The organism is Microbacterium sp. (genome assembly GCF_047606685.1).
GTDB lineage: Bacteria > Actinomycetota > Actinomycetes > Actinomycetales > Microbacteriaceae > Microbacterium.
Window position 1 is genome coordinate 17358 of sequence record NZ_JASGEC010000042.1, and the last position, 22030, is coordinate 39387.

General features: G+C 70.6%; 23 protein-coding genes. 13 read left to right on the forward strand and 10 right to left on the reverse strand.

The features are described from left to right. Positions 1-11 precede the first annotated feature (11 nt). On the forward strand, positions 12-1565 hold the full coding sequence (lnt, locus tag QM611_RS04405) for an apolipoprotein N-acyltransferase (RefSeq protein WP_415078688.1): 1554 nt from the start codon (positions 12-14) through the stop codon (positions 1563-1565). 9 nt (positions 1566-1574) lie between these two features. Here lnt and QM611_RS04410 read toward each other — a convergent pair whose 3' ends face one another. The 4 genes from QM611_RS04410 to QM611_RS04425 form a co-directional block, all read right to left on the reverse strand. Next, a complete protein-coding gene (locus tag QM611_RS04410) occupies positions 1575-1958 on the reverse strand; it encodes an RNA polymerase-binding protein RbpA (protein ID WP_415078689.1) in 384 nt (127 codons plus the stop codon). Positions 1959-2074: 116 nt separating this feature from the next. Next, on the reverse strand, positions 2075-2803 hold the full coding sequence (locus QM611_RS04415; RefSeq protein ID WP_415078690.1) for a glycerophosphodiester phosphodiesterase family protein: 729 nt from the start codon (positions 2801-2803) through the stop codon (positions 2075-2077). A 34-nt stretch (positions 2804-2837) separates the two neighbouring features. Beyond that, entirely contained in the window at positions 2838-3779 is a 942-nt protein-coding gene (locus tag QM611_RS04420; protein WP_415078691.1) for an SPFH domain-containing protein, read from the reverse strand. Next, positions 3776-4240 carry an NfeD family protein gene (locus QM611_RS04425; protein ID WP_415078692.1) on the reverse strand — a complete coding sequence of 155 codons (465 nt, stop codon included), beginning with the start codon at positions 4238-4240 and terminating at the stop codon, positions 3776-3778. Before QM611_RS04425 ends, QM611_RS04420 begins: the two co-directional genes overlap by 4 nt. Before the next feature lie 177 nt (positions 4241-4417). Here QM611_RS04425 and QM611_RS04430 point away from each other — a divergent pair, with 177 nt between their 5' ends. Beyond that, complete coding sequence (locus QM611_RS04430) at positions 4418-5209, forward strand: SDR family oxidoreductase (protein ID WP_415078693.1); 792 nt, start codon at positions 4418-4420, stop codon at positions 5207-5209. Between the two features lie 15 nt (positions 5210-5224). Here QM611_RS04430 and QM611_RS04435 read toward each other — a convergent pair whose 3' ends face one another. The 5 genes from QM611_RS04435 to QM611_RS04455 form a co-directional block, all read right to left on the reverse strand. Next, the gene (locus QM611_RS04435) at positions 5225-5779 is read right to left on the reverse strand and encodes an HdeD family acid-resistance protein (RefSeq protein WP_415078694.1); all 555 of its coding nucleotides are present in this window, start codon (positions 5777-5779) and stop codon (positions 5225-5227) included. Positions 5780-5955: 176 nt separating this feature from the next. Next, the gene (locus tag QM611_RS04440; protein ID WP_415078695.1) at positions 5956-7311 is read right to left on the reverse strand and encodes a DUF222 domain-containing protein; all 1356 of its coding nucleotides are present in this window, start codon (positions 7309-7311) and stop codon (positions 5956-5958) included. A 66-nt stretch (positions 7312-7377) separates the two neighbouring features. Further along, positions 7378-7617: a hypothetical protein gene (locus QM611_RS04445; protein WP_415078696.1), complete on the reverse strand. Its 240-nt coding sequence runs from the start codon at positions 7615-7617 to the stop codon at positions 7378-7380. Positions 7618-7881: 264 nt separating this feature from the next. Beyond that, positions 7882-8427, reverse strand: coding sequence for a hypothetical protein (locus QM611_RS04450; protein WP_415078697.1), 546 nt, complete (start codon positions 8425-8427; stop codon positions 7882-7884). Between the two features lie 163 nt (positions 8428-8590). After that, positions 8591-9163 carry a GNAT family N-acetyltransferase gene (locus QM611_RS04455; protein ID WP_415078698.1) on the reverse strand — a complete coding sequence of 191 codons (573 nt, stop codon included), beginning with the start codon at positions 9161-9163 and terminating at the stop codon, positions 8591-8593. 139 nt (positions 9164-9302) lie between these two features. On the opposite strand from QM611_RS04455, the gene QM611_RS04460 reads away from it, so the two are divergent. From QM611_RS04460 to QM611_RS04480, 5 genes are all read left to right on the forward strand, one after another. Then, entirely contained in the window at positions 9303-10595 is a 1293-nt protein-coding gene (locus tag QM611_RS04460; protein ID WP_415078729.1) for an MFS transporter, read from the forward strand. A gap of 43 nt (positions 10596-10638) precedes the next feature. Continuing rightward, positions 10639-11091 carry a MarR family winged helix-turn-helix transcriptional regulator gene (locus QM611_RS04465; RefSeq protein WP_415078699.1) on the forward strand — a complete coding sequence of 151 codons (453 nt, stop codon included), beginning with the start codon at positions 10639-10641 and terminating at the stop codon, positions 11089-11091. Between the two features lie 46 nt (positions 11092-11137). Next, complete coding sequence (locus QM611_RS04470) at positions 11138-12814, forward strand: MFS transporter (RefSeq protein WP_415078700.1); 1677 nt, start codon at positions 11138-11140, stop codon at positions 12812-12814. Between the two features lie 142 nt (positions 12815-12956). Beyond that, on the forward strand, positions 12957-13472 hold the full coding sequence (locus tag QM611_RS04475; protein WP_415078701.1) for a hypothetical protein: 516 nt from the start codon (positions 12957-12959) through the stop codon (positions 13470-13472). A gap of 8 nt (positions 13473-13480) precedes the next feature. Beyond that, positions 13481-14191 (forward strand): hypothetical protein, encoded by a 711-nt coding sequence (locus QM611_RS04480; protein ID WP_415078702.1) that lies wholly within the window; start codon positions 13481-13483, stop codon positions 14189-14191. 96 nt (positions 14192-14287) lie between these two features. Here the strand turns inward: QM611_RS04480 and QM611_RS04485 are convergent, their stop codons facing one another. Continuing rightward, complete coding sequence (locus tag QM611_RS04485; protein WP_415078703.1) at positions 14288-15058, reverse strand: GDSL-type esterase/lipase family protein; 771 nt, start codon at positions 15056-15058, stop codon at positions 14288-14290. 60 nt (positions 15059-15118) lie between these two features. Between QM611_RS04485 and QM611_RS04490 the strand changes: the two genes are divergently transcribed. The 6 genes from QM611_RS04490 (at position 15119) to QM611_RS04515 (ending at position 21980) form a co-directional block, all read left to right on the forward strand. Continuing rightward, entirely contained in the window at positions 15119-16702 is a 1584-nt protein-coding gene (locus QM611_RS04490; protein ID WP_415078704.1) for a phenylacetate--CoA ligase family protein, read from the forward strand. Between the two features lies 1 nt (position 16703). Next, positions 16704-18566, forward strand: a complete 1863-nt coding sequence (locus tag QM611_RS04495) for a GNAT family N-acetyltransferase (protein WP_415078705.1) — start codon at positions 16704-16706, stop codon at positions 18564-18566. Then, positions 18559-19632 carry a hypothetical protein gene (locus QM611_RS04500; protein WP_415078706.1) on the forward strand — a complete coding sequence of 358 codons (1074 nt, stop codon included), beginning with the start codon at positions 18559-18561 and terminating at the stop codon, positions 19630-19632. The genes QM611_RS04495 and QM611_RS04500 overlap by 8 nt, the downstream gene beginning before the upstream one ends. 263 nt (positions 19633-19895) lie before the next feature. Then, positions 19896-20519 carry a phosphoribosyltransferase gene (locus QM611_RS04505; protein ID WP_415078707.1) on the forward strand — a complete coding sequence of 208 codons (624 nt, stop codon included), beginning with the start codon at positions 19896-19898 and terminating at the stop codon, positions 20517-20519. Between the two features lie 100 nt (positions 20520-20619). Continuing rightward, positions 20620-21294 carry a GntR family transcriptional regulator gene (locus QM611_RS04510; protein WP_415078708.1) on the forward strand — a complete coding sequence of 225 codons (675 nt, stop codon included), beginning with the start codon at positions 20620-20622 and terminating at the stop codon, positions 21292-21294. Then, positions 21291-21980, forward strand: coding sequence for an SDR family NAD(P)-dependent oxidoreductase (locus QM611_RS04515; RefSeq protein WP_415078709.1), 690 nt, complete (start codon positions 21291-21293; stop codon positions 21978-21980). The genes QM611_RS04510 and QM611_RS04515 overlap by 4 nt, the downstream gene beginning before the upstream one ends. Positions 21981-22030: the final 50 nt, after the last annotated feature.

Consider the following 22030-nt stretch of genomic DNA (forward strand, 5'->3'; position numbering starts at 1 on the left):
AGGCTCGTTTCGTGCCCGAACGCCCGATCCTGCCGCTGTGGGCGGCGGTTGCGGCATCCGTCGCCGGCGGGCTCGCCCTCACCACGGCGTACCCGGCGCTGGGGTGGTGGCCGGCCGTGTTCGTCGCCGTGCCGCTCGTGCTCGTCGGCCTCATCGGCCGTCGCGCGTGGTCGGCGCTGCTGGTGGGCTTCGCGTTCGGCGCGTCGTTCTTCCTCGTGAACCTGTCGTTCACGGCGCGCTACCTCGGCCCCGTGCCGTGGCTGGCGCTGTCGATCCTCGAGGCCGCGCTCACCGCAGCGTGCGCCGTCCCGATCGCCCTCGCGTACCGCTGGCTGCCGCGCGCGTTGCCGGGGCGATGGGCGCGCCTGGTCGCGCTCCCGGCGCTCGTCGCCGCGCTGTGGACCATGCGCGAGCTGCTGCTCGGCTCGTTCCCGTACGGGGGCTTCCCGTGGGGCCGGGTCGGCGTCACGCAGGCGAACGGCCCGTTCGCCGAGGTCGCCTCGTGGGTGGGGATGTCGGGCCTGTCGTTTCTCGTCGTCTTCGCGTGCGCCGCCGGCATCGAGCGTGCGCGCGAGCGCGGGCTCGGCGACATCCGCGCCGCCCTTCCTGCCGCCCTCACGCTCGTTGTGCTCTTTGCGACCCCGCAGTTCCCCACCACCGACGCCGGGAGCATACGCGTGGGCGCGGCACAGGGGAACGGCCCCTCCGGCTACTTCGACCAGCATGCCGCCAATGCTGTCCTCAACGCGCAGCTGGAGGCCACGGCGCCGATCATCGGGAAGGCGATGGACGTATTGCTGTGGCCCGAGAGCGGGGTGGACTCCGACCCGACGCGCAACGCGACGACAGCGCGGGCGCTGGACACGCTCGCAGAGCGCGTGGACGCGCCGCTGCTGCTCGCGGCGGTCACCCAGCGCGGCGACGACTACTTCAACACGTCGATGCTGTGGGAGGCGGGCGCCGACAACCCCGTGGCGACCTACGACAAGCGGCACCCCGTCCCCTTCGGCGAGTACGTGCCCGACCGCTGGTTCTACCGCCTTTTCGCCCCCGACCTCATCGATCTCGTCCAGCGCGAGTACACCCCCGGCGCGAGCCCGCCTGTTCTCGACGTGGGCGGCGTCGAGGTCGGCCTCGCGATCTGCTTCGACGTCATCTACGACGACGTCGTGTGGGATGGCGCGCGCGCCGGTGCCGAGGTCTACATGCTCCAGACCAACAACGCGGATTTCCGCGGCACGTCCGAAAACCTGCAACAGCTCGCGTTCGCGAGGATGCGCGCGATCGAGACCGGCAGGGCTGTCGTGAACATCTCCACCGTGGGCACGAGTCAGGTGATCGCGCCCGACGGGACGGAGATCACGGGCATCGAGGCGGATGCCGCGGGCCACCTGCTCACCGACGTGCCGCTGCGCACGGGGCTGACTCCGGCGTCGGTGATCGGCCCGTGGCTCCAGGCGCTGTTCGGCTGGGGGAGTGTGCTCGCGGTGGGCCTGCTCGGCGTGCTGGCGCGCCGGCGGGGGCGCGAGAAAACGCCGACCCCTGGCGGATCGGCGTTCTCGTGATGGGTGGAGCTACGCGCTGAGCTTTTCGACGGTGACGTCCTCGCCGGCGCCGCGCCGCGCGCGAACGTAGGCGAGACGCTCCTCGAGGAGCTCTTCGAGCTCGGGGATCGTGCGGCGTTCGAGCAGCATGTCCCAGTGCGAGCGCGGGGCCTTGTCCTGGCTGTGGTCGACCTCGACGGTGGTCTCGCCCACCCGCAGAGCCGCCTCGGCGCCGCACGTGCGGCACTCCCAGGTCTCGGGCGCCTCCGCGTCGGCTGCGAACATGAGCTTGGTGTCACGCCCGCACGCCGTGCAGGCGTAGATGTACTCGGTGCGCTCCATGAACACGACGCCCTCTTCGCTCTGTAGGCTCTGGGCGCCGAGTCGGATGCCGCGCAAGCTGCGGTCTGCCATTTTGTGGGTCCTCTCGTCGGCCTATTAGGTATAACGCGTCAGCCTGTGCGGATACTCCCAGCGAGCACGTCTGTGGGGCTTTCCTCAGACAATGCACAGCGCGCTCTTAACCGCGCTCAGCCCAACGCGTCGAGGGCGAGGTCGGCGCGGTCGGTGACAATGCCGTCGACCCCCCGCGCGACCAGCTCCCGCATGCGCTCGATGTCGTTCACCGTCCACACGTGCACCTCGGCCCCGGCGTCGTGCGCGAGCCGGATCAGGCGATCGGAGAGGACGCGGATCCGGCCGCTCCGCTCGGGCACTTGGAGCGCGTCGATTCCGTCCAGCGCGCGTCGGGCGAGCCGCGCGCTGCCGACCGACGTCGCGGCGAGCATCCGTGTGATCGCGCCGCGGCCGGCGGAGGTGGCCGGACGGATCTCGGCGCCGGCGTCGGCCGAGGCGGCCAGTGCCGCGAGGCGGCGCTCATCGGAGAAGGATGCCACGAGCACACGCTCGGCGTGGGGCGCCACGAGCCGGCCGACGCCCTCCGCGGCGGCTGCGGCCTTGACGTCGAGGTTCCACCGCGCCTCGGGGAAGCCGTCGAGCGCCGTGGCGAGGGTGAGCAGCCCGCCACGGTCTTCCATGAGCGCGTCCAACTCGCGCAGCGTGAGGTCGGCGACCGGGCGGGGGTCGCCCGTGACGCGCTCGACGGTGTCGTCGTGGAAGAGCACGACGACACCGTCGCGGGTGACGCGGCAGTCGGACTCGACGTACACGGCGCCCGCCGACAGCGCGGAGGCCACCGACGCCAGCGTGTTCTCGGCGTGCGTGTCGTCGGGGAGCGTCAGCCCGCGGTGCGCGATCACGCGCGGCGTCGGCGACGTGAAGAACGGGTGGATGTCAGTGCCCCGACGGCGGCGCGCCGTCCGGCTTCGCAGCCGCGTTCTCCGCCTTCGTCAGAAAAGCGCCGGACAGGCCCTTGAGCGCGTCGGTGAACTCGCTGGGCACGATCCACAGTTTGCTCGACGCGCTGTCGGCGATCTTCGGGAGGGTCTGCAGGTATTGGTACGCCAGCAGCTTGTCGTCGGCGTTGCCCTTGTGGATCGAGTCGAAGACCGTCTGGATGGCCTCCGCCTCGCCCTGCGCCCGCAGCACCTGGGCCTGCTTGTCGCCCTCGGCTTTGAGGATCTCGGCCTGCCGGCGACCCTCCGCCTCGAGGATCTGCGACTGCTTCGAGCCTTCGGCGGTGAGGATCGCGGCGCGGCGGTCGCGCTCGGCGCGCATCTGCTTCTCCATCGAGTCCTGGATCGAGATCGGCGGGTCGATCGCCTTGAGCTCCACGCGCGAGACGCGCAGGCCCCACTTGCCGGTCGCCTCGTCGAGCACGACCCGCAATTGGCCGTTGATCTCGTCGCGGCTGGTGAGAGCCTCCTCGAGGTTCAGGCCGCCGACGACGTTTCGCAGGGTGGTGGTGGTCAGCTGCTCCACCGCGCTCAGGTAGTTCGCGATCTCGTACGTGGCGGCGCGGGCGTCGGTGACTTGGAAGTAAACGACGGTGTCGATGGAGACCACGAGGTTGTCCTCGGTGATCACCGGCTGCGGCGGGAACGAGACGACCTGCTCGCGCATGTCGATGAGCGGCCGCAGACGGTCGATGAACGGGATGAGGATGTTCAACCCCGGGTTGAGGGTTTTGTGGTACCGGCCGAGGCGCTCCACGACTCCAGCCGTCGCCTGCGGGATGATCCGGATCGATCGGGCGATCACCACGAGGGCGAAGATGAGGACGACGACGGCGAAGGTCCAGCCGATCGCCGTCGGGATCAGTGTCTCGACGTTCACGCGTTGAGCTCCTCGGAGGTCGGGGCGGCGACCAGCGCGGTCGCGCCGTCGATGCGGGTCACGGTGACGGTGGTGCCCGGCTCGAGCTCGCCGTCGGCGGAGCGGGCCGTCCAGACATCCCCGTTCGACAGCTTCACCTGGCCGCCGAGCGGGGTGACCGTGGACACCACGAGCCCGCCGAGTCCGATGAGCGCGGCGACGTTGCTCGGCGTGGTGTCTTCGCCACGGTGGAGGCGGCGCACCAGCGGTGGCCGAAGGACGAAAATGAGCAGCGCCGCGACCGCGGCGGCGATGACGACCTGCAGCCACAGCGGCGCGTCGAACAGGTCGGACGCGAGGCCGGCGACGCCGCCGATGCTCAGCATCAGGAACGTGAAGTCGAGGGTCAGTGCCTCCACCGTGAGGCAGATCAGGACGAGGGCGACCCAACCGATCCAGGCGAACTGCTCAATGTTGTCCATGAGGCGCCTCCCTGCTCACTCGAACCTAACACGCGGCCGGCAGGCGGCGGCCCGGCCTCAGATTCTCGTTCCCGGGCGCCGCGCGGGCTCGCGCGGGGCCGCGCGGCGCGCCGCGCTTGGTAGTGTCGAGTGTCCGTTCGCGACGGCCGCGGACGGCTCTCGCACGAGGAGTCCGCAGTGTCTGTTCCCGACCCATCGCCCGCTTCGTCGCCCGTTCTCGAGCCCGGTTCTCTCGCGGGGAAGACCGCGCTGGTGACGGGCTCGTCGCGCGGCATCGGCGCCGACACGGTGCGCTACTTCGCGGAGGCGGGCGCGAACGTCGTCATCAACTACCGCAACAAGGCGCCCCGCGCCGAGAAGCTCGCCGGGCAGCTGCGCGAGCTGGGTGTGTCGGCGCTCGTGGTCGGGGCGGATCTGACCGATCCTGACTCGGTCGCGGCGATGTTCGACCAGGTGCGCAGCGCCTTCGGGTCGCTCGACATCCTCGTGCTCAACGCCTCCGGCGGAATGGAGGCGGGGATGGCGGAGGACTACGCGCTGCGGCTCAACCGCGACGCGCAGGTGAACACGCTGCGGTCCGCCCTGCCGCTCATGGGCGACGGGTCGCGAGTCGTGTTCGTCACGAGCCACCAGGCCCACTTCATCCGCACGACGCCGACGATGCCGGAGTACGAGGCGGTCGCGCTGTCCAAGCGCGCCGGGGAGGACGCGCTGCGCGAGCTCGTCCCGTCCCTCGACGAGCGAGGGATCGGCTTCGTGGTCGTCTCGGGCGACATGATCGTCGGCACCGTGACCGCGACGCTTCTCGAGCGCGCCGCGCCGGGCGCCATCGAGTCGCGCCGCGAGTCGGCCGGGCGCCTCTACAACGTGTCGGAGTTCGCGGCCGAGATCGCCCACGCCGCCGTCGAGCCGGTGCCCGCCGACAACACCCGGCTGATCGGGGACACGAGCTCGTTCGCGGGGGAGTGAGCGAGGCGCGCCGGGTTAGCCGGTCGCGCCCTTCCAGGTGATGGCGCGGATGAGCTGCATTGCCCCGAGCACGACGAGCGACGCGCCGAGCATCAGCCACAGCAGCGCGACGTAGAGCGGCGAGAGCAGCAGCATGACTCCCGCGGCGATGCTCAGGATCGCGAAGAAGATCGACCAGCCCTTCGACGCGGACGAACTGACCGTCGTGAGGGCGACGACGCCCTCCACGATCCACATGATGCCCACGAGGACGCCGAGGAACACCGCGAGGAAGACCGTGGTCTGGCCGAGGTTGGCGAACGCCATGGCGCCCGAGGCGACGAAGAGGACGCCGAGCACGATGTGCCCGACGCGGGCCCAGCCGCCCATCGACTTGGAGAATATGCCCAGACCGGCATACACCAGTCCGGCGGCGACCGCGTAGATCGCGATCACGGCCGCCACGACGGCGGCGGTCCGGCCCGGCCAGACGAGAATCAGAATCCCCACGATGAGGGCGATGAGGCCGCCGATCCCGAAGGCGGTGCGGATGCCGTTGATGGCCGCTTTGCGTGTGGTCTCTGTCGACATGGGGGCGCCCTTCTGCGAGAACCGGGGGATGCGACCAGGGTAGCCCCGCCGGAGGGGCGGCCGTCGAACCGCGCCGTGCCGTGCCATGGGTGCCGTGTCCCGCGCCGCCCGTCCCGCGCCGTGCGTTGTCTTGAGCCGCGCGGCGCCGCTGGGTGCCGCGCGCCGAGTGCCGCGTCCTACGCGGCGACGTAGTCGAACCTCGCGCGCCCGCCGAGCCGGGGCACGCGTGCCGGGTCGACGTGCGGTGGGGGGATGAACCAGACTTTCGCGCGCGTGCCTGTGCCGTCGATTCGGATCTCCCACCCGTTGTCGTGGATGCGGTGATGGCACGATTCGCACAGCAGGACCCCGTTGTCGAGGTCGGTCGGCCCGGCATCCCTCACCCACCATCGGAGGTGGTGCACTTTGCACATGCCGGGCGGGAGTCCGCAGTTTGCGCAGCCGCCGTCCCGTTCCACGAGCGCGAGTTTCTGCGCCTTCGTGAAGAGGCGCTTCACCCGGCCCCAGTCCAGGATCTCGCTCGCGCCGCCGAGCACACAGGCAATGATGCCGGCGTCGGCGGCCAGCCGCCGCGCTGTGGCGACGGAGACCGGCTGCGCGATGCCGTCGATCTCGGCCGAGCCGACGCCCGCCTCGAGGTCGTCCGCCGAGACGCGGACGACAACTGTCGCGCCGCCGGCGGGAAGGCCGGAGTCGTCGGCGAGCGCGCGCGAGCAGATGAGCGCGAGAGCGTCGGCTTGCCGCTGCGGCACTGACCGACTGTCGTCGCCGGGCACGGCGCTGTCGGTGGCCGCGCGGAATTCCGCGGTGACGACGCCCTCGATGGCGATCTTCACGGGCGCGCCCATTGCGGGATCGAACTTGCCACTGAGGTGGATCAAGCCGTCGCGCTCGAAGATGTGCACCGCCGTCTCGGCACGCAGGTCGTGCTCGCGTGGCTCGACGCCGTCGGGGTCGAGATGAGCTTCCGCGCGCGCGATGACCTTCGCCAACTGGTCGAGGGCGAGCCCCGGCGCCTGTTCGCACAGTGTCCGCTCCGCCGCGTCGAGATCGGCGGGGGAGCAGCGGAAGGCGATTCGGTCGAGCATCGTGATGATCATGGACGCCGCGCGAGTGGACAGCGAGCCCGCGTCGAGGCAGGCGGCGGCGTGCGGGTGCTTGGCAGGCATCCGCTCGCCCGTCAAGGTCATGCGCGGCGTGGTCGCCTCGCCGACCTTGATGAGACGTGCCGCGTCGCCGCCCGACGAGCCGGTGGTCGCCGCGACGAGCGCGATGGGGCTGCGAAAGCCCTGCTGCTTGGCGAGGCTGTCGGCGCCGAGATCGCGCTGCGACTCACGCGCGATCTTCGCCGCCACACGCGCCTGAACGGCGTCGAGCTGGCGCTGCAGGGCGGCAAGGCCCTCGTGTGCGGCGATCGTTTGCGGGGCGCTCAACTCGTCGACTTCGACGTAGCGGTCGTGAACCGGTTGGTAGCCCCACACCGCGCGCAGGGCCTCGAGGCCCTGCTGGATGCCGGCGAGAGGATCGTTCATACATTCGATTGTAGGGAGGGTCGCCGACATCCGCCCGGCGTGGCCGCCGAGCTGTGGATAACTCGCTCAGCGCGACGCGGGGGAGAAGAGACGGCGGCGGCGGCGGGGCTCGGGCGCGTCGGCTTTCGGCGCCGACGGCTCGGCGGCGATCGTGCGGGATGCCGCGTTTCTCGCCTCGGCAAGGGCCAGGCTCGTCGCGGCGGAGGCGATCAGCAGCACCGCGGCGAGAACGCCCACCGTGACGGCGACGCCGTTTTCGGTCGCGAGCCGAGTGAGCGTGAGCGCGGTCGAAATGAGTTCCGGCATTGTCGCCTCCTTCGGCTGAGGTCGTCGTCTACTCGGAGCGTACGCCCGCCCTCCGACGTTTCCGGGGAGGCGGGCCTGGGAGATTGCTCACAGCGCCTTTTGCGGAGCCCCGGAGTCGAGGCTCGCCAGCTTGCTCGGACGAACGCCGCCGCTCGGAGAGATAACCTCCAGGCATTTGCCGATAATGCGCATTATGTCAGTTTAAGAAGGCCGAGGGCGGCCCAGGTGACGAGATGCGCTCTTCTTGTCGAAGGGGTCGAGCCGTCAGCCGGCGGGCTTCAACGCCAGCTCGATGGGCTCCTCGTTGCCTGTGCAGTCGTAGACCAGGCTCGCGAGCGCGACTTGCGGGTCGTCCATCTTGTACACCAACTGGCCTTCGATACCGTCGGCTTCGCCCAGCGGCGTTCCGTCCGCAGTGGCGAACCCGATCTGGATCTGCGGCTTCTCGCCGTTGCCGTCGATCAGCGTGAAGCACGACGGGTTGTTGACGAGGGATCGTGAGCCGTCCTCGGCCTCGACCTCCACCTCCAGCGCGACCATGCGGACGTCGTCGCTATACGCGCCCCATGCCGCTGACGCGTCGGCGGGATCGATCACCTCGGTGACCGTCATCGTGTAGGGGCCGCTCGTGGCGACAGCCGGCAGCGAGTAGGCGCTGCCGCCCGACTCGCTGCCTGTTCCACCGCTCTCGGTCGGCGCGCCCCCGTCGGCGGTCGAGGCGGGCGCTCCCCCTCCGCTGCATCCGGCGAGCATGGCCACGAGTGCGGTTGACGCGAGGGCGCCCGCCATCCATCGTCTGTCGTTCGTCATACGGGTTCTGGCTCTCCTTCTTCGACAGCTGCGTGGGAGCGCGCGAGCCGGATGCCGGCGAACCGCGCGAAGTCAGCATCGTACGACAGGACCTCGCTTCTTCGCACGAGTCAATGCGTTGGCATCGAGTATTGCGGCGATCGAGTCTGGTCGCAGCCGACGGTCAGCCTGGTCCGCCGGTTGAGGCCCACGCGCCGAGCGGCTCGCGGGCTACGTGCTGCTCGGCCTCCTCGACGCCGCAGACGACGAGCCCTCGCGCCTGATAGTTGGCGAGCGCGGCGGGACCGTCGAGGGTGCACGTGTGCACCCACACGCGCGTCGTCGGCTCCAGGCCGAACCGCTCGGGCAGGGTCCACGCCGCGCGCACTCCGTGCTCGAGCAGGCGGCCGCCGAGGCCACGGCCGATCGCTTGCGGGGCGAGGCCGAAGTAGCGGATCTCGACGCTCGTGCCGTGATCGGACGGCGACGGGCAGAGATGGACGTACCCCAGCGGCTGGCCGGCGCCGGAGAGGATCCAGAACTCCGTGCCGGGGATGCTGAGGTCGTCGATCCACTGCTGTCTCGTCCAGCCGAGCCGGTCGGTCCAGTGCCACGGTCCCCCGACCAGGCCGTAAAGGAACCGGGCGAACTCGGGCGAGACGTCGGCGGTGCGGTCGAGGCGCACGTCGTCGGGCAATGCGCGCGCGGGCGAGGCCGGGGCTTCGAGCATCTCGAGCGTCGTGGTGGTGACCTTCATGCGCCGTGTGCCTCCGCCATCCCGCCACGATACTGCCGGCCGCCGGACCGACACCGGGTTTCGCGTTTAGGCTGGAAGGGCGGCACGTGCCGCCCGACCCCCTCGAAACACTGTGACCACTCCCCTGCGCGCTCCCGACATGCGGCGCGCGTGGATCATCTGGAGCGTCGGTGTCGCGGCGTACATGCTCGCGGTCGCGAACCGCACATCGCTGGCCGGCGTCGGGGTCGAGGCGTCCGACCGGTTCCACGCCGACGCCTCCACCCTGTCGATGTTCGCGGTGCTGCAGCTGGCCGTGTACGGGTTCATGCAGATCCCCGTCGGGCTGCTGCTGGACCGCTGGGGAGCGCGTCCCATCATGGTGGTCGGCATCGCCCTGATGTCGGTCGCGCAGCTCGCGATGGCCCTCTCCCCCAACGTCGGGGTCGCGATCGCGGCGCGGATGCTGCTCGGCGCGGGCGACGCCGCGGTGTTCCCCAGCGTCATCCGCCTCATCGCCACGTGGTTCCCCGCCCAGCGGGCGCCGTTCATGAACCAGCTCACGAGCCTCGTCGGCCAGTCGGGGCAGCTCGTCGCCGTCATCCCGCTCGCCGCGCTGCTGCACGCGACGTCGTGGTCGATCGCGTTCGGCAGCGTCGCCGGGCTGGGTGTGCTGTTTGCCATCCTGGTCTTCCTCATCGTGCGCAACCGGCCGCCCGGACGGACAGAGGATGTCTCGGTCGACACCAGCACGGGTGTGATCAAAGTGGTCACGTCGGCCATCGACACCCGCGTCGGCATTCGCGCCGCGTGGGCGCACCCGGGCACGAGGCTCGCGTTCTGGTCGCACTTCACGACCCCGTTCGCCGGCACCGCGTTCATGATGCTGTGGGGCATCCCGTTCCTGACCGCCGGCGAGGGGCTGTCGTCCAACGTCGCCGCGGCGATCGCCACCCTGTACGTCGTGGTGATGATCGTGCTCAGTCCGATCATGGGCGGGCTGTCGGCGCGCCTGCCGCTGAACCGCTCGGGCGCCCTCGTGCTGCCGACGGTGGTGTTCCAGCTCGTGTCGTGGCTCGTCGTGATCGCGTGGCCCGGGCCCGCTCCCCTGTGGCTGCTCGTCGTGCTCGTGGTGGCGCTGGCGTCGGGCGGGCCGGCATCCATGGTCGCGTTCGACGTCGCGCGCGCGTTCAATCCTCGCCACCAGCTCAGCACCGCCACCGGAATCACGAACGTCGGAGGGTTCCTCGCCGGCCTCATTGCGATCTTCCTCATCGGGGCCGCCCTCGACCTGCAGGGCGCCGGCACGCCCGAGGCGTACAGCCTCGACGCCTTTCGGTTCGCGTTCCTCACGCAAGTGCCGATCTGGCTCGTGGGCTTCTTCTTCATCGCCTTCGAGCGCCGCCGCACTCGCGTGCACATCGGGATCGCCAAGCCGCGTCGCGCGCGGTGACAGCGCGATTGCATAATCTCCTTATGTAGTGCATAATGCACTTATGGAAAAAGCGGAGGCGTCTGAGGGCGACGCCGCCGAGCGCCTCACCCGGGTGATCGAGTCGATCGTGCGGCAGTTGCGGCAAGCCGCGGCGGAGGGTGGCCTGTCGCCGACTGCGGCTTCGACACTGCTGCGCCTGAGCGAGGGCGGGCCGCAGCGGGTCACCGACCTCGCCCGCCTCGAGGGCGTGTCGCAGCCGGCGATGACCCAGCTCGCCGACCGCCTCGTGAAAGAGGGCCTCGCCGTGCGCAGGGCGTCGGAGGACGACGGGAGGGTCGTGCTGTTGGATGCCACGGCAGCCGGCGCCGCGACCGTCGATGCGCGGCACACGGCACGCGTCGGTCGCGTCGGCGCGCTGCTGGACGCACTGAGCGCGAGTGAGCGCGAGCAGGTGATCGGAGCGCTCCCGGCGTTCGAGCGCCTGGCGGCCCTCCGCGCGCACCGCGACTGCTGACATCCCTCCCCCGCAAACCATCGCCAACGAATCGAGGAAGCCTCACGTGAGCCCATCCCACGGCGCGAAATCCAGCCTGCTCTCCCAGCCGAGTGCCGTCTGGGCTGTCGCCTTCGCCTGCGTCATCTCGTTCATGGGGATCGGCCTGGTCGACCCCATCCTGCCGGCACTCGCCGAGGGCTTGAAGGCCTCGCCGGCGGACGTGTCGCTGCTGTTCACCAGCTACCTGGTGGTCACGGCGGTGGCGATGCTCGGGGTGGGATGGGTGTCGAGCCGCATCGGCTCCAAACTGTCGCTGATCGTCGGCCTCGCGCTCATCGTCGTGTTCGCCGCGCTCGCCGGCGCGGCGGGCGACGTCGCCGGCGTCATCGGCTTCCGCGGCGGATGGGGCCTGGGCAACGCGCTGTTCATCGCGACCAGCCTCGCCGTGATTGTCGCGTCCGCGCAGGGCGGCTTCGGCGGGGCCATCATCCTGTACGAGGCCGCGCTCGGCATCGGCATCGCGACCGGCCCCCTGCTGGGCGGCATCCTCGGCTCGATCAGCTGGCGGGGCCCCTTCTTCGGCGTGTCGGTGCTGATGGCCATCGCCCTCGTCGCGACACTGCTGTTCGTCCCCAGCATCCCCAAACCGCGCGAGAGGATTTCTCTCGCCGCACCTATCAAGGCGTTGCGGCACCGCGGGCTGGCGACGATGGGCGCGGTCGCGCTGCTGTACAACTGGGGCTTTTTCACGATGCTCGGCTACGCGCCCTACCCGATGCACCTCGAGGCGATGCAGCTCGGACTCGTCTTCACCGCGTGGGGGCTTCTGGTCGCGGTCTTCGCGGTGTTCCTCGCGCCCTGGCTGCAGCGCCGGTTCGGCACCGTCGCGGTGCTCTACGCCAACCTCGCCGGCCTTGCCGTGGTGATGGCGGTGATCGCGTTCGGCATCGGCTCCCCCGCCACCGTGGTCGCCGCCGTCATCGTCAGCGGAGCGTTCATCGGCATCAACAACACGCTGACGACGCAAGCGGTGATGCTGGTCGCGCCGGTGGAGCGCTCGGTGGCATCCTCCGCGTACGGGTTCGTGCGCTTCATCGGCGGCGGCCTCGCGCCGTTCGCTGCCGGCAAGATCGCCGAGGCGACGAACGAGAGCATGTCGTTCCTGGTCGGCGCGATCGCGTTCGTGATCGCGATCCCAGTGCTCGCCACGGGCCACAAGCTGGTGGCCCAGGCAGAGCGCGAGGCGGGAGCCGAGGCCGAGACCGTCGCGACGTCGGCGATCGAGATCGTCCACCCCACCGGCTCGTCGTCGGTGCAGCCGGTCGTGGTCGCGGTCGGCTCGCGGTCGTCGGCGGGCGCCGTCGTCGATGAGGCCGCGACGATCGCGTTGCGGCTGGGCGCTCCGCTGGAGATCGTGCACGTGCGCATCACGACGATCATCCAGGAGCTCGCGGTGACGCCGGAGTCGGAGGAGGACGCGGAGGAGGAGGTGCGACGCCAAGTGCTGCGCCTCGACGGCAGCGACCTCGTGGTGCGCGGGATGCTGCTGCACAGCGTCGGCGATCGCGCCGCCACTGCTGCGGCGCTGGCGAAGCACGCCCAGCAGGTCGACGCGAGCACCTTCGTCATCGGCCGCGCCGGCGGCGACTACCTCGCGAAACATCTGCTCGCGGCGTTCGAGGGCGCGCCGCAGAATCTCGTGCTCGTCGAGTCGGACTGGGTGGACACCCCCGGGAAGTGACCACCGGTGGCCGCCTTGCGGGCGCGAACGTTGCGAGCGGTGATCGGAGGCACCGACCGGGAAACGCTCGCGGCCCTGGTGCGCTGGTCGAGGCTGTGGACAAAACCTGAGCGGGCGTGGCCACCGGGGCTAGCCTGGCGAGGTGATTCGTCGTCGTCCTCTCGTGCTTGTCGGGCTTGCGTGCCTCGCGCTGCTCGCGAGCGGATGCGACGGCGAGCCGGAGCCGGTCGTGTCCACGACGGCGGGCTTCGCGAGCGAGGCCGAGGCGTTCGCCGCGGCGGAGAAGACGTATCGCGCGTACGTCGATGCGGGGAACGCTCGACGGAACGATGAGAACAGTCGTCCTGCACCGGACGACTTTCTGGTGGGACAAGCGCTGGAGGATGAGATTGCGGCTGCGAGGCAGCTAAAGGCCGAAGGTCTCTCCCTGAAGGGCGACGTTCATGTTGCAGGGTTCGTCGGCGAGAGCTATATCGGCCAGGAAGTGACGGCTCATGCATGTTTGGACGTATCGAAGACGTCTGTGGTCGATCGCGACGGGAAGGACGTTACACCGTCGGATCGGGCCGATGTTCAAGCCGTGAATTTAGTTCTTCAGCAGTCGTCCGGTCAGCTTCTAATCGTCCAATCGACTACAGGTGACGCACTGGCATGTTGATAACGATCGTGCTCGGAACCGTACTGTCGCTGGGCGGCTGTTCACCTTCTATTGCTGTCGCCGGCGGTTGTGCCGATGTGTCGAACCCGGGGTCGGAGGTCGTCGTTTCGGGCACCAAGTCGACTCCGGGGTCTGACCGCGGCGGGGGCGGCGGAAGCGACAGCACGGACCCGGGCGCCGGCGAGGAGTGCGTCAAAGTCGAGGAGACCGACTGCGCGTACGGGGTCATGTTGGGCAGAGACCTCACGGCATCCGACATCGCGCACTTCGCGCCCGCCCTGCCAACGCTCGCCGGCGAGCCCCGGGGCGTCGGCGTCGTCGGGATGCCGACGAACTTCCACGCGTCAGCGTCGGTGCAGCAGATCGCGGGCGAGCTGTTCAATCGCGACGTCGTCGTGCGTTTCACGCCCGCGCAGTTCCGCTTCTCGTACGGCGACGGGTCGTCGCGGACGAGCACGACGGGCGGCACCACGTGGAGCGCGCTCGGGCAGGCCGAGTTCACGCCGACGGCGACCAGCCACGTCTACGACGCTCGCGGGCGGTATCCCGTCTCGGTCACGGTGTCGTACTCGGCGGCCGTCGACTTCGGAACGGGCTGGATTCCGGTTTCGGGGTACGTCGAGGCGACCCGGTCGGGCTACGGCGTGCGCGTCGTCGAGGTGCACACGGCGCTCGTCGACCGGACGTGCGTGGAGAACCCGGGTGGCCCGGGCTGCTGAGCGGTCGTGCCGGGAGCGGTCGCCGCGTTTCGTCTCGGGCCTGCGGCCCTCGCTCAACGACCGGGAGTCTCTCCGGGGCGTTGCCCTTCGACAGGCTCAGGGGCCGGGAGCGAGAGTGGGCACCGTCACCCAGTCGGGGAACTTCGCCGTGCGACCGTCGCCGGACGACGTGCCGGTGAGCCGCCGCCGCACCCACGGGCCGACATGCTCCCGGTAGTAGGCGAGGCCGCGGGCGGACGCGGCATCCATCGTCTCCGGCATCGACCACCAGTCCCCCGGCGCGCTCTGCCCCAGCGTCGTGAGCACGCGCGCGGCCACGCGATGGTGCCCTCGACTGTTCATGTGCAGGCGGTCCGGCGACCAGAAAGGCGGCGTGCTGAGCTCGCGGTCGTGCCAGTTCAGCGCGCACAGCACATCGCGGCGATCGGCGAAGCGCCCCACGACGGCGGATGACAGCTGATCGCCCCGGCGCTGGATCGTGCGGCCCAGCGGCAGCTGCGCAGACGGATTCGCGCCCGAAAGCAGCACGAACTGCACGCCCTCCTCGTCGCAGCGGCGCAGCACGTGCGAGAACGCGTCGGCGATGCGCGCCATCGACGCGCGCGGGCGCAGCATGTCGTTGCCGCCGCCGTTGAACGACAGGTGCGTCGGCTTCAACGCGAGCGCAGGCTCGAGCTGCTCGTCCACGATCGGCCACGCGAGCCTGCCGCGGATCGCGAGGTTCGCGTACTGGATCGGCTCGCCCGCCGAGTTCGCCCAGCCCTGCGCGACGAGATCGGCCCACCCGCGCGTGTGCCCGTCGGGCAGCTCGTCGCCGACGCCCTCCGTGAACGAGTCGCCGATAGCGACATAGCGGACGGTGGTCATCGCTCCAGCCTAGGTCGGCCCGGCCTTCACTAGGCTGGGCGCACGGGAGAGGGGGACGCGGTGGCGTCGAAGCAGGTCGGGCCGGGGCCCGCGGGCATCACCGGGCCGGGGTCCGCGCTGCGGCGGACGGCGTTGCGCCTGGCCGCGCGCACCATCACGAACCTCTACGAGCTGTACCGGATGCATCCCGTCGTCTGGCGGTGGACGGCACGGCACTTCCACCCCGGCATGGCCCGCTTCGCGAAGCTCAACGCGTGGATGATGTGCCAGCTCGGCAACCTCGACGTCCCCGCCTACCAGCGCCATCTCCGGGCACACGGATTCCGGTTCCGCTGGTTCCGGCTCGACAGCTTCCCCGAGACGGACAAGCACGGGTACGTCACCGCCTACTCCGAAGACGAGCGGTGCTGGCACGGCGAGATCAAGACCGTCGGCACCGTCGTCGACGAGTCGTCGGGCAGCTCGGGCACACCGTTCAACTGGATGCGCGGACGCGACGAGCTGCGCACCATCCACAGCAATGTCGCCGGCTATGTGACGCTGCTGTTCGGGTCGAAGCGGCTGTTCTGCATCAACGCCTTCTCGATGGGCGCGTGGGCGACCGGCACGAACACCGGCCACGCGATGTCGAAGATCGCGATGGTGAAGAACACCGGGCCCGATCTGGACAAGATCGTCGACACCATCCACCACTTCGGCCCGCGTTTCGTCTACCTCGTCAGCGCCTACCCGCCCTTCCTCAAGCACTTGCGCGACCGTCTGGACGCGGAGAGCTGGTTCTCGTGGGAGAAGTACCAGCTGAACGGGTTCGTCGGCGGCGAGGCGATGACCGAGGGCCTGCGCGACTACCTCGAGACGCGGTTCGGCCGCGTGTACTCGGGCTACGGGGCCAGCGACCTCACGATCGGAATGGGCGGGGAATCGGATGCCGCGGTGTGGCTGCGGCGCTCGATGTACGCCGACGACCGCGTGCGACAGCGCCTGCTCGGGCCCGACGAGACGCGCATCCCGATGGTGTTCCAGTACAACCCGCTGGAGACCTACCTCGAGGTGAACGACGTGGGCGAGCTCGTCGTGACGCTCAACTCGACGGCGGTGATGAGCCCGAAGCTGCGCTACAACATCGGCGACGAGGCGCGCCTGCTCTCGCTTCCCGAGGTGGTCGACGCGCTGGCGTTCGACCGCGAGCTGCAGCACGCCTTCCACCGCGCGTTCGCCGTGCAGCGGATGCGGCTGCCGTTCCTGTTCCTGTTCGGGCGCAAAGACTCCACGATCTCGTACATGGGCGCGAACCTGTACCCGATCGACATCGAGAACGGCCTCTACAGCGACAATCCGTTCGCGTCGCGCATCGAGTCGTTCAAACTCGCACTGCTCGACACCGGCGACCACGAGCAGCGCCCGCTCGTGCACGTGCAACTGCGCGAGGACGCGGCTCTCGAGCAGGGCGAGCGCGACGAGCTCGCCCGCGCCGCGCGGGCGGGCATCGTCGCGCACCTCGCGGCCGTGTCGCGCGACTTCGCCCAGTCGCTCGACGAGGACCCCACGACGGGCGACATCCGCGTCGAGGTGCACGGCTTCGGCGAGGGGCCGTTCACCGGCGGCGAGTCGAAGATCAAGAACGTGTACCTCGTGAAGGAGTGACGTGTTCACGACCGACTTCTCGCGCGCGCCGATCCAGGGGCAGGCGGCGGCGCTCGTCCTCGCCGAGGGCAGGCTGGCGGCCGGCAAGCGCGACGGCGTGACGTGGCGCCGCCGGGTGCGCGACGGCTCGATCCGCGCCGAGCTCGTGCTGTTCGACGCGGTGGACGCGGCGCGCGCGGCGGCGGAAGCGCACGGCGGCCGCGCGCGCGTGCTGATCGCCGAGGAGCGCGGCTACACGAACGGCGTGTGGCGTGCGGAAGACCACACGATGGCCTACAACGAGCGGTTCCATCCCGTGGCGACCGAGCTGCGCGACGGCCGTGAGCCGCCACGCGTGGCCGAGCCGCTGCGCAAGCCGCGTCGCGATCGGCGCAAGCCGCCGCCGCGACGGTGGACGATCTTCGACAGCGAGTCGATGTTCCTCGGCGCGACGCGCTACCGGCACCCCGTCGCGTGGGTGGTGACGAACCGGCACTGGTGGCAGATGGTGCGCAAGATGAACCGCATGCCCGGCACGGTGTGGCACGGCGTCTACTGGCAGTGGCCGTTCACCCTCGGCACGCTGGCGACCTACCGCTCCCGCGACGACATGATGCGGTTCGCGCGGATGCCCGAGCACGTCCACCTGATGAGGTGGATCGTGCGCGACACCGTCAACGCGACGGCGGGCTTCATCCGCGTCTACTCGTCGCCCGACGAGTTCCGCCGGCGGGGCGAGGCGCTTGAGGAGGAGAGGGATGCCGCGGCGGCCGCGCCGCTCGAGCTCGAGCGCGTCGAGTCCGAGGCGCAGTTCCAGGAGTTTCTCGCCGTGTCGCGTCGGGCCGACCCGCCGCACCTCGCCGTGCCCTTGGCCGAAGAGACGGCGCGCGCGTGGTTCGCGGGCAGGGCGGCCGCCGACATCCAGCCCGAACTCTATCTCGCGCGGCGCGGCGAGCAGGTGGTCGGGCGCACGACCGTGCACGCCGACGCGGCGCTCGACGCCAAGCTCGGCACGCGGGCGACGCTGTTCGGCGCGACGTGGGCGGCCTCTGAGGCCGACCTCGTCGACCTCCTACAGGCGATCGCGGAGCGCGGTCGCCGTGACGGCAGCGACGAGGTGTTCGGCCCGGCGGCGCTGTTGCCGAACCAGACCGGGGGCGTCATCACGTCGGGCTTCGACCAGCCCGGCTTCTTCGACAGCGCGTGGAACCCGGCGTGGGTGCCGGCGGCGTACGAGGCGGCCGGCTTCACGGCGTGGAACGAGTCCGACACGTGGATCGCCGACCTGAAGACCGCGCCTGAGCCCGCGCCGCCGGAGGCGGCCGACCTCGACGCCGCAGGCATCCGCATCCGCCGCGCGTCGCGCCTGCGGTTCCGCCGCGACGTCGCCGCGCTGCGCACGCTCGTGAACGCCTCCTTCGCGCAACTGCCCTACTACACGGAGATCTCCCGCGCGCAGATGCGGGAAGCCACGAGCGGGCTCGTCGGGCTCATGGACCCCGGGCTTTGGCTCTTCGCGGAAGACGCGACGACCGGCGCGCCGGTCGGCTTCGCGCTCGTCGTTCCCGACCCCCTCGACCTGCTGCGCGCGTCCGGCGGCAAGGTCGGCCCGCGCGAGATCGTGCGGCTGCTGCGCCGCGACGGGGTGCGCGACGCCGTGCTCATCATCCACGGCGTGGCGCCGGAGCGGCAGGGCCACGGCATCGCGAGCCTGCTCTGGCGCGAGCTCGGAGCGCACTTGCGTCGCGAGGGCTACCGCACGCTGCGCACCACGTACATCGGCCGAGACAACGCGGGGTCGGCGCGGCCCATCGAGCGCCTGGGCGGACGGCCACTGCACGGGCTGGCGTTCTATCGCCGCCGACTGGAGGAACAGGATGACTGACGCACTGCTGCGCGACCTGGTCGACGCCGCGCGCTCCGCGCCGTCAGCGCACAACACGCAGCCGTGGGCCCCGCGGATCGTCGACGGCGCGATCGAGCTCGGCGTCGCCGCGGGCCGGACCCTCCCGATCGGAGACCCGACAGGACGCGACACGCTGGTCGGGCTCGGGGCATGGACGGAGGCGGCGGCGATCGCCGCCGCGCACGCGGGCCGCCGACTCGAGGTCGAGGCGCTTCCCGCGATGCGCGACCCGGAGGCCGTGGTGTTGGCGCGCCGCGCCGACCCCGTCGCGCGGCTGACACTCGGCGACGAGGCAGACGACGACGAGCTGTGGTCGGCGCTCGGCGCCCGGCTGACGTATCGCGGCCCGGTGCAGCGCGTGCCGGGATTCCTCTCCGCCGTCGCCGCGACGGTTCCCGACGGGATGCGGCTCGTGCCCATCGCGGCGCGCGACCTCACGCGCTTCGCGACGCTCGGGTTCGCCGACATCCTGGCGCGTCGCGGCGTGGCGGAAGAGCTCGCGGCGTGGCTGCGGTTGTCGCCGCGGCATCCTCGCTACGAGCTGGACGGGCTGAGCGACCGCGTGCTCCTCCTCCCCCGCGCCGCTGCCGCGGCGGGCGCGCCGTTCACCCGACGCCGTCGGCTGCGCGACGCGGCCGCCTTCCTCGCCCGCCACGGTGGCGACCTCGTGCGCCGCACCCTGCTGGAGGTTCCGGTCGAGGCGGCCGGCGATGCCGCAGACGCCGACCACTTCGCGCTCGTCGTGGACTCCAACGAGCTGAGCCTGGGCAGCGGCGCCGAGCTGACGCGCGTGCTGAACTCGCCGCTCGGCTTGCCGGCCGAGACGGTGTTCGACGCGGGGCGAGCGCTCATGCGCGTGTGGTTGCAGGCAGCGCAGCAGGGCATCGCGTTCGCGCCGCACTCGGAGGTGCTCGACTCGGCGCTCGCGCAGGGCGAGCTCGAGTACCGGCTGGGCCTCGGCCGACGGGCGGTGCCGCTGTTCGTGGCATCCGTCGGCCGCCCCGTCGAGCAGAGTCCGCCGCGATCGCCGCGACTGCCCGGCTGAGCGGCGCGTTGTTCGCGGGTCTGCGCGACACCCGCCGTTCGCGGTGAAACCCGTCGTCGACGCCGAGACCTGTTGAAGCGCGCTGCTTCCGTCGACACCCGTCGTCGACGCCGAGACCCACCGTGCGTGTCGAGACCCGCGCATGGACGGTGGGTTTCGGCATGGGCGGCGGGTTTCGGGGCGGGCGGTGGGTTCGACGCGGCCAGTTCGACACCGAGGTGCGTCTTGTCGACGTTGTGTATCCCGGGCGTAGCCTGGCACTCGTGAGCGATCGCCTGTTCGAGGATCGCGCCCATGCCGGACGCGCGCTCGCCGCGGCTCTCGAGCCGTGGCGGGGAACGGATGCCGTTGTCTGCGGCGTGCCGCGAGGGGGCGTCGTGGTCGCGGCGGAGGTCGCCCGCGCGCTGGGCCTATGGCTGGAGGTCGTGGTCGTTCGAAAGCTCGGATCGACGTCGAACGAAGAGCTGGCGGTCGGCGCGATCGCCGCGGGTGTGCGGATCGTCGAGGACGACTCGCTTCGCCGCGCGGGGATGCGCGCCGAGCAGCTCGAGACGGTGGAGCAGCACGCGCGGGCCGAGTTGGAGAGGCGCGAGGCGCTGTTCGGCGGCTGGAGCCGCTCGTTGCGCGGCCTCACGGCGATCGTGGCGGACGACGGCGTCGCGACCGGCTCGACGGCGCTCGCGGCGTGCCGCTCGGTGAGGGCTCGCGAGGCGGCGAGCGTCGTCCTGGCGACGCCCGTGGCACCCGTGCGGTGGAGCCCCGGCGCCGATGCCGACGAGTATGTCTGCCTGCATGCGCCGCCCGAGTTCTGGGCAGTCGGGCAGTTCTACAGCGACTTCCGGCAGACGACGGATGCCGAGGTGCTGGCCGCCCTGCGGCGGTCCTGAAGCGTCGTGTGCGGCTCCGGAAACGAAGCGAAATCCAATGTTTACAGATTTGTGATCACAGATCTTGTATCGCGAGGGTCGCTTGTGCCAGTCTCGGGTCATGACTTCGCCGCAGCACCAGATCACCGTGCCGAGCGTCGAGAACGTCGTCTACGAGACGCTTCGAGACTTCATCGTCGGTGGTGAGTACCTGCCTGGCCACCGCCTCCATCTCGCGGAGCTCGCCACCCAGTTCGGGGTCAGCACGATGCCGGTGCGCGGCGCGCTTGCCCGGCTGACCAATGAGGGCCTGGTGCGGCAACTCCCCCGGCGCGGCGCGACGGTGGCGCCGCTGGACCTGGCCGAATACCTCGAACTGCAAGACCTGCGCATCGGCATCGAGACGATGGCCGCCCGCTACGGCGTCGAGCATCTCGATGACGCGCGCCTTGCTGAGATGAAGCGGATCCTCGGCGAGCTGTGGGAGGAGACCGAGGTCGAGTCGATCATCGCGCTCGAGTGGGACGCGTACATCGCGCTGTATGGTGCGCCGGGCCGTCGACGCACCGTCGACCTCGTTCAGGAGTACGGGCGGCTCGCCGAGCGCTACACCCGGTTCATGTACGGCTTCGACTTCAAGCAGACGCGGGCGGCGAAGCGCCTCGCGCAGGTCGTCGAGGCCTGCGAGCGGGGCGACGGCGACGCGGTGGCCGAGCTGATCGCCAGCCACATGAGCGAGGACGCGCGCAGAGTCGCCGGCGCGCTCGAAGTGCGGATCGAAGAGGAGCAGCGATGACCGAGACGCGTTCCGTCGCCGTCGTGACCGGATCGGGAAGTGGCCTCGGCCGTGCGCTCGCCGCACGCTTCATCGCGGGCGGAAACCGCGTGGTCGGGCTCGACATCCGGGTTGGCGAGCCCCTCGACGGGCTGACCGAGATCGCGACCGACATCACCGATCCCGCAGCGGTCAGCGCCGCATTCCAGCACGCCGCCGCGCTCGGGCCGCTGGAGGTCCTGGTCAATGCCGCCGGCGTGTACCCCCGGTCGACACTCGCCGATGCGACCGCCGACCTGTATCGGCGGATTTTCGACGTCAACGTGCTCGGGACTGTGCTGCCCACGCAGGCATTCGTCGCCGCGCGCGACGATGCGAAGCGAGGATGCGTCGTGAACGTCGCATCGGTGGACGGAATCGCCGCGACGGGCATCTCCGTGCTGTACAGCGCTTCGAAGGCCGCCGTGGTCAACCTCACCCAGGGCATCGCCGGCGAGCTGGCCGAGAAGAACGTCCGCGTGTTCGCGATCGCGCCCGACTACATCGCCACCGAGACCGTCATCGAGCTCGTCGGCGGGGCGATTCCCGACAACGCTGCGACTCCCCAGCAGGTGGCAGACACCTGTTGGGACCTCAGCCGGACGGATGCGTTCGCGCTCGTCACCGGTCAGACCTTGGTGCTCCGAAAAGGTGCCCTCGACGTGTAACCCGGGGTAGTCGGCCCCAGTCGTAAATAGTCCAAGTCATTCGTAGGAGA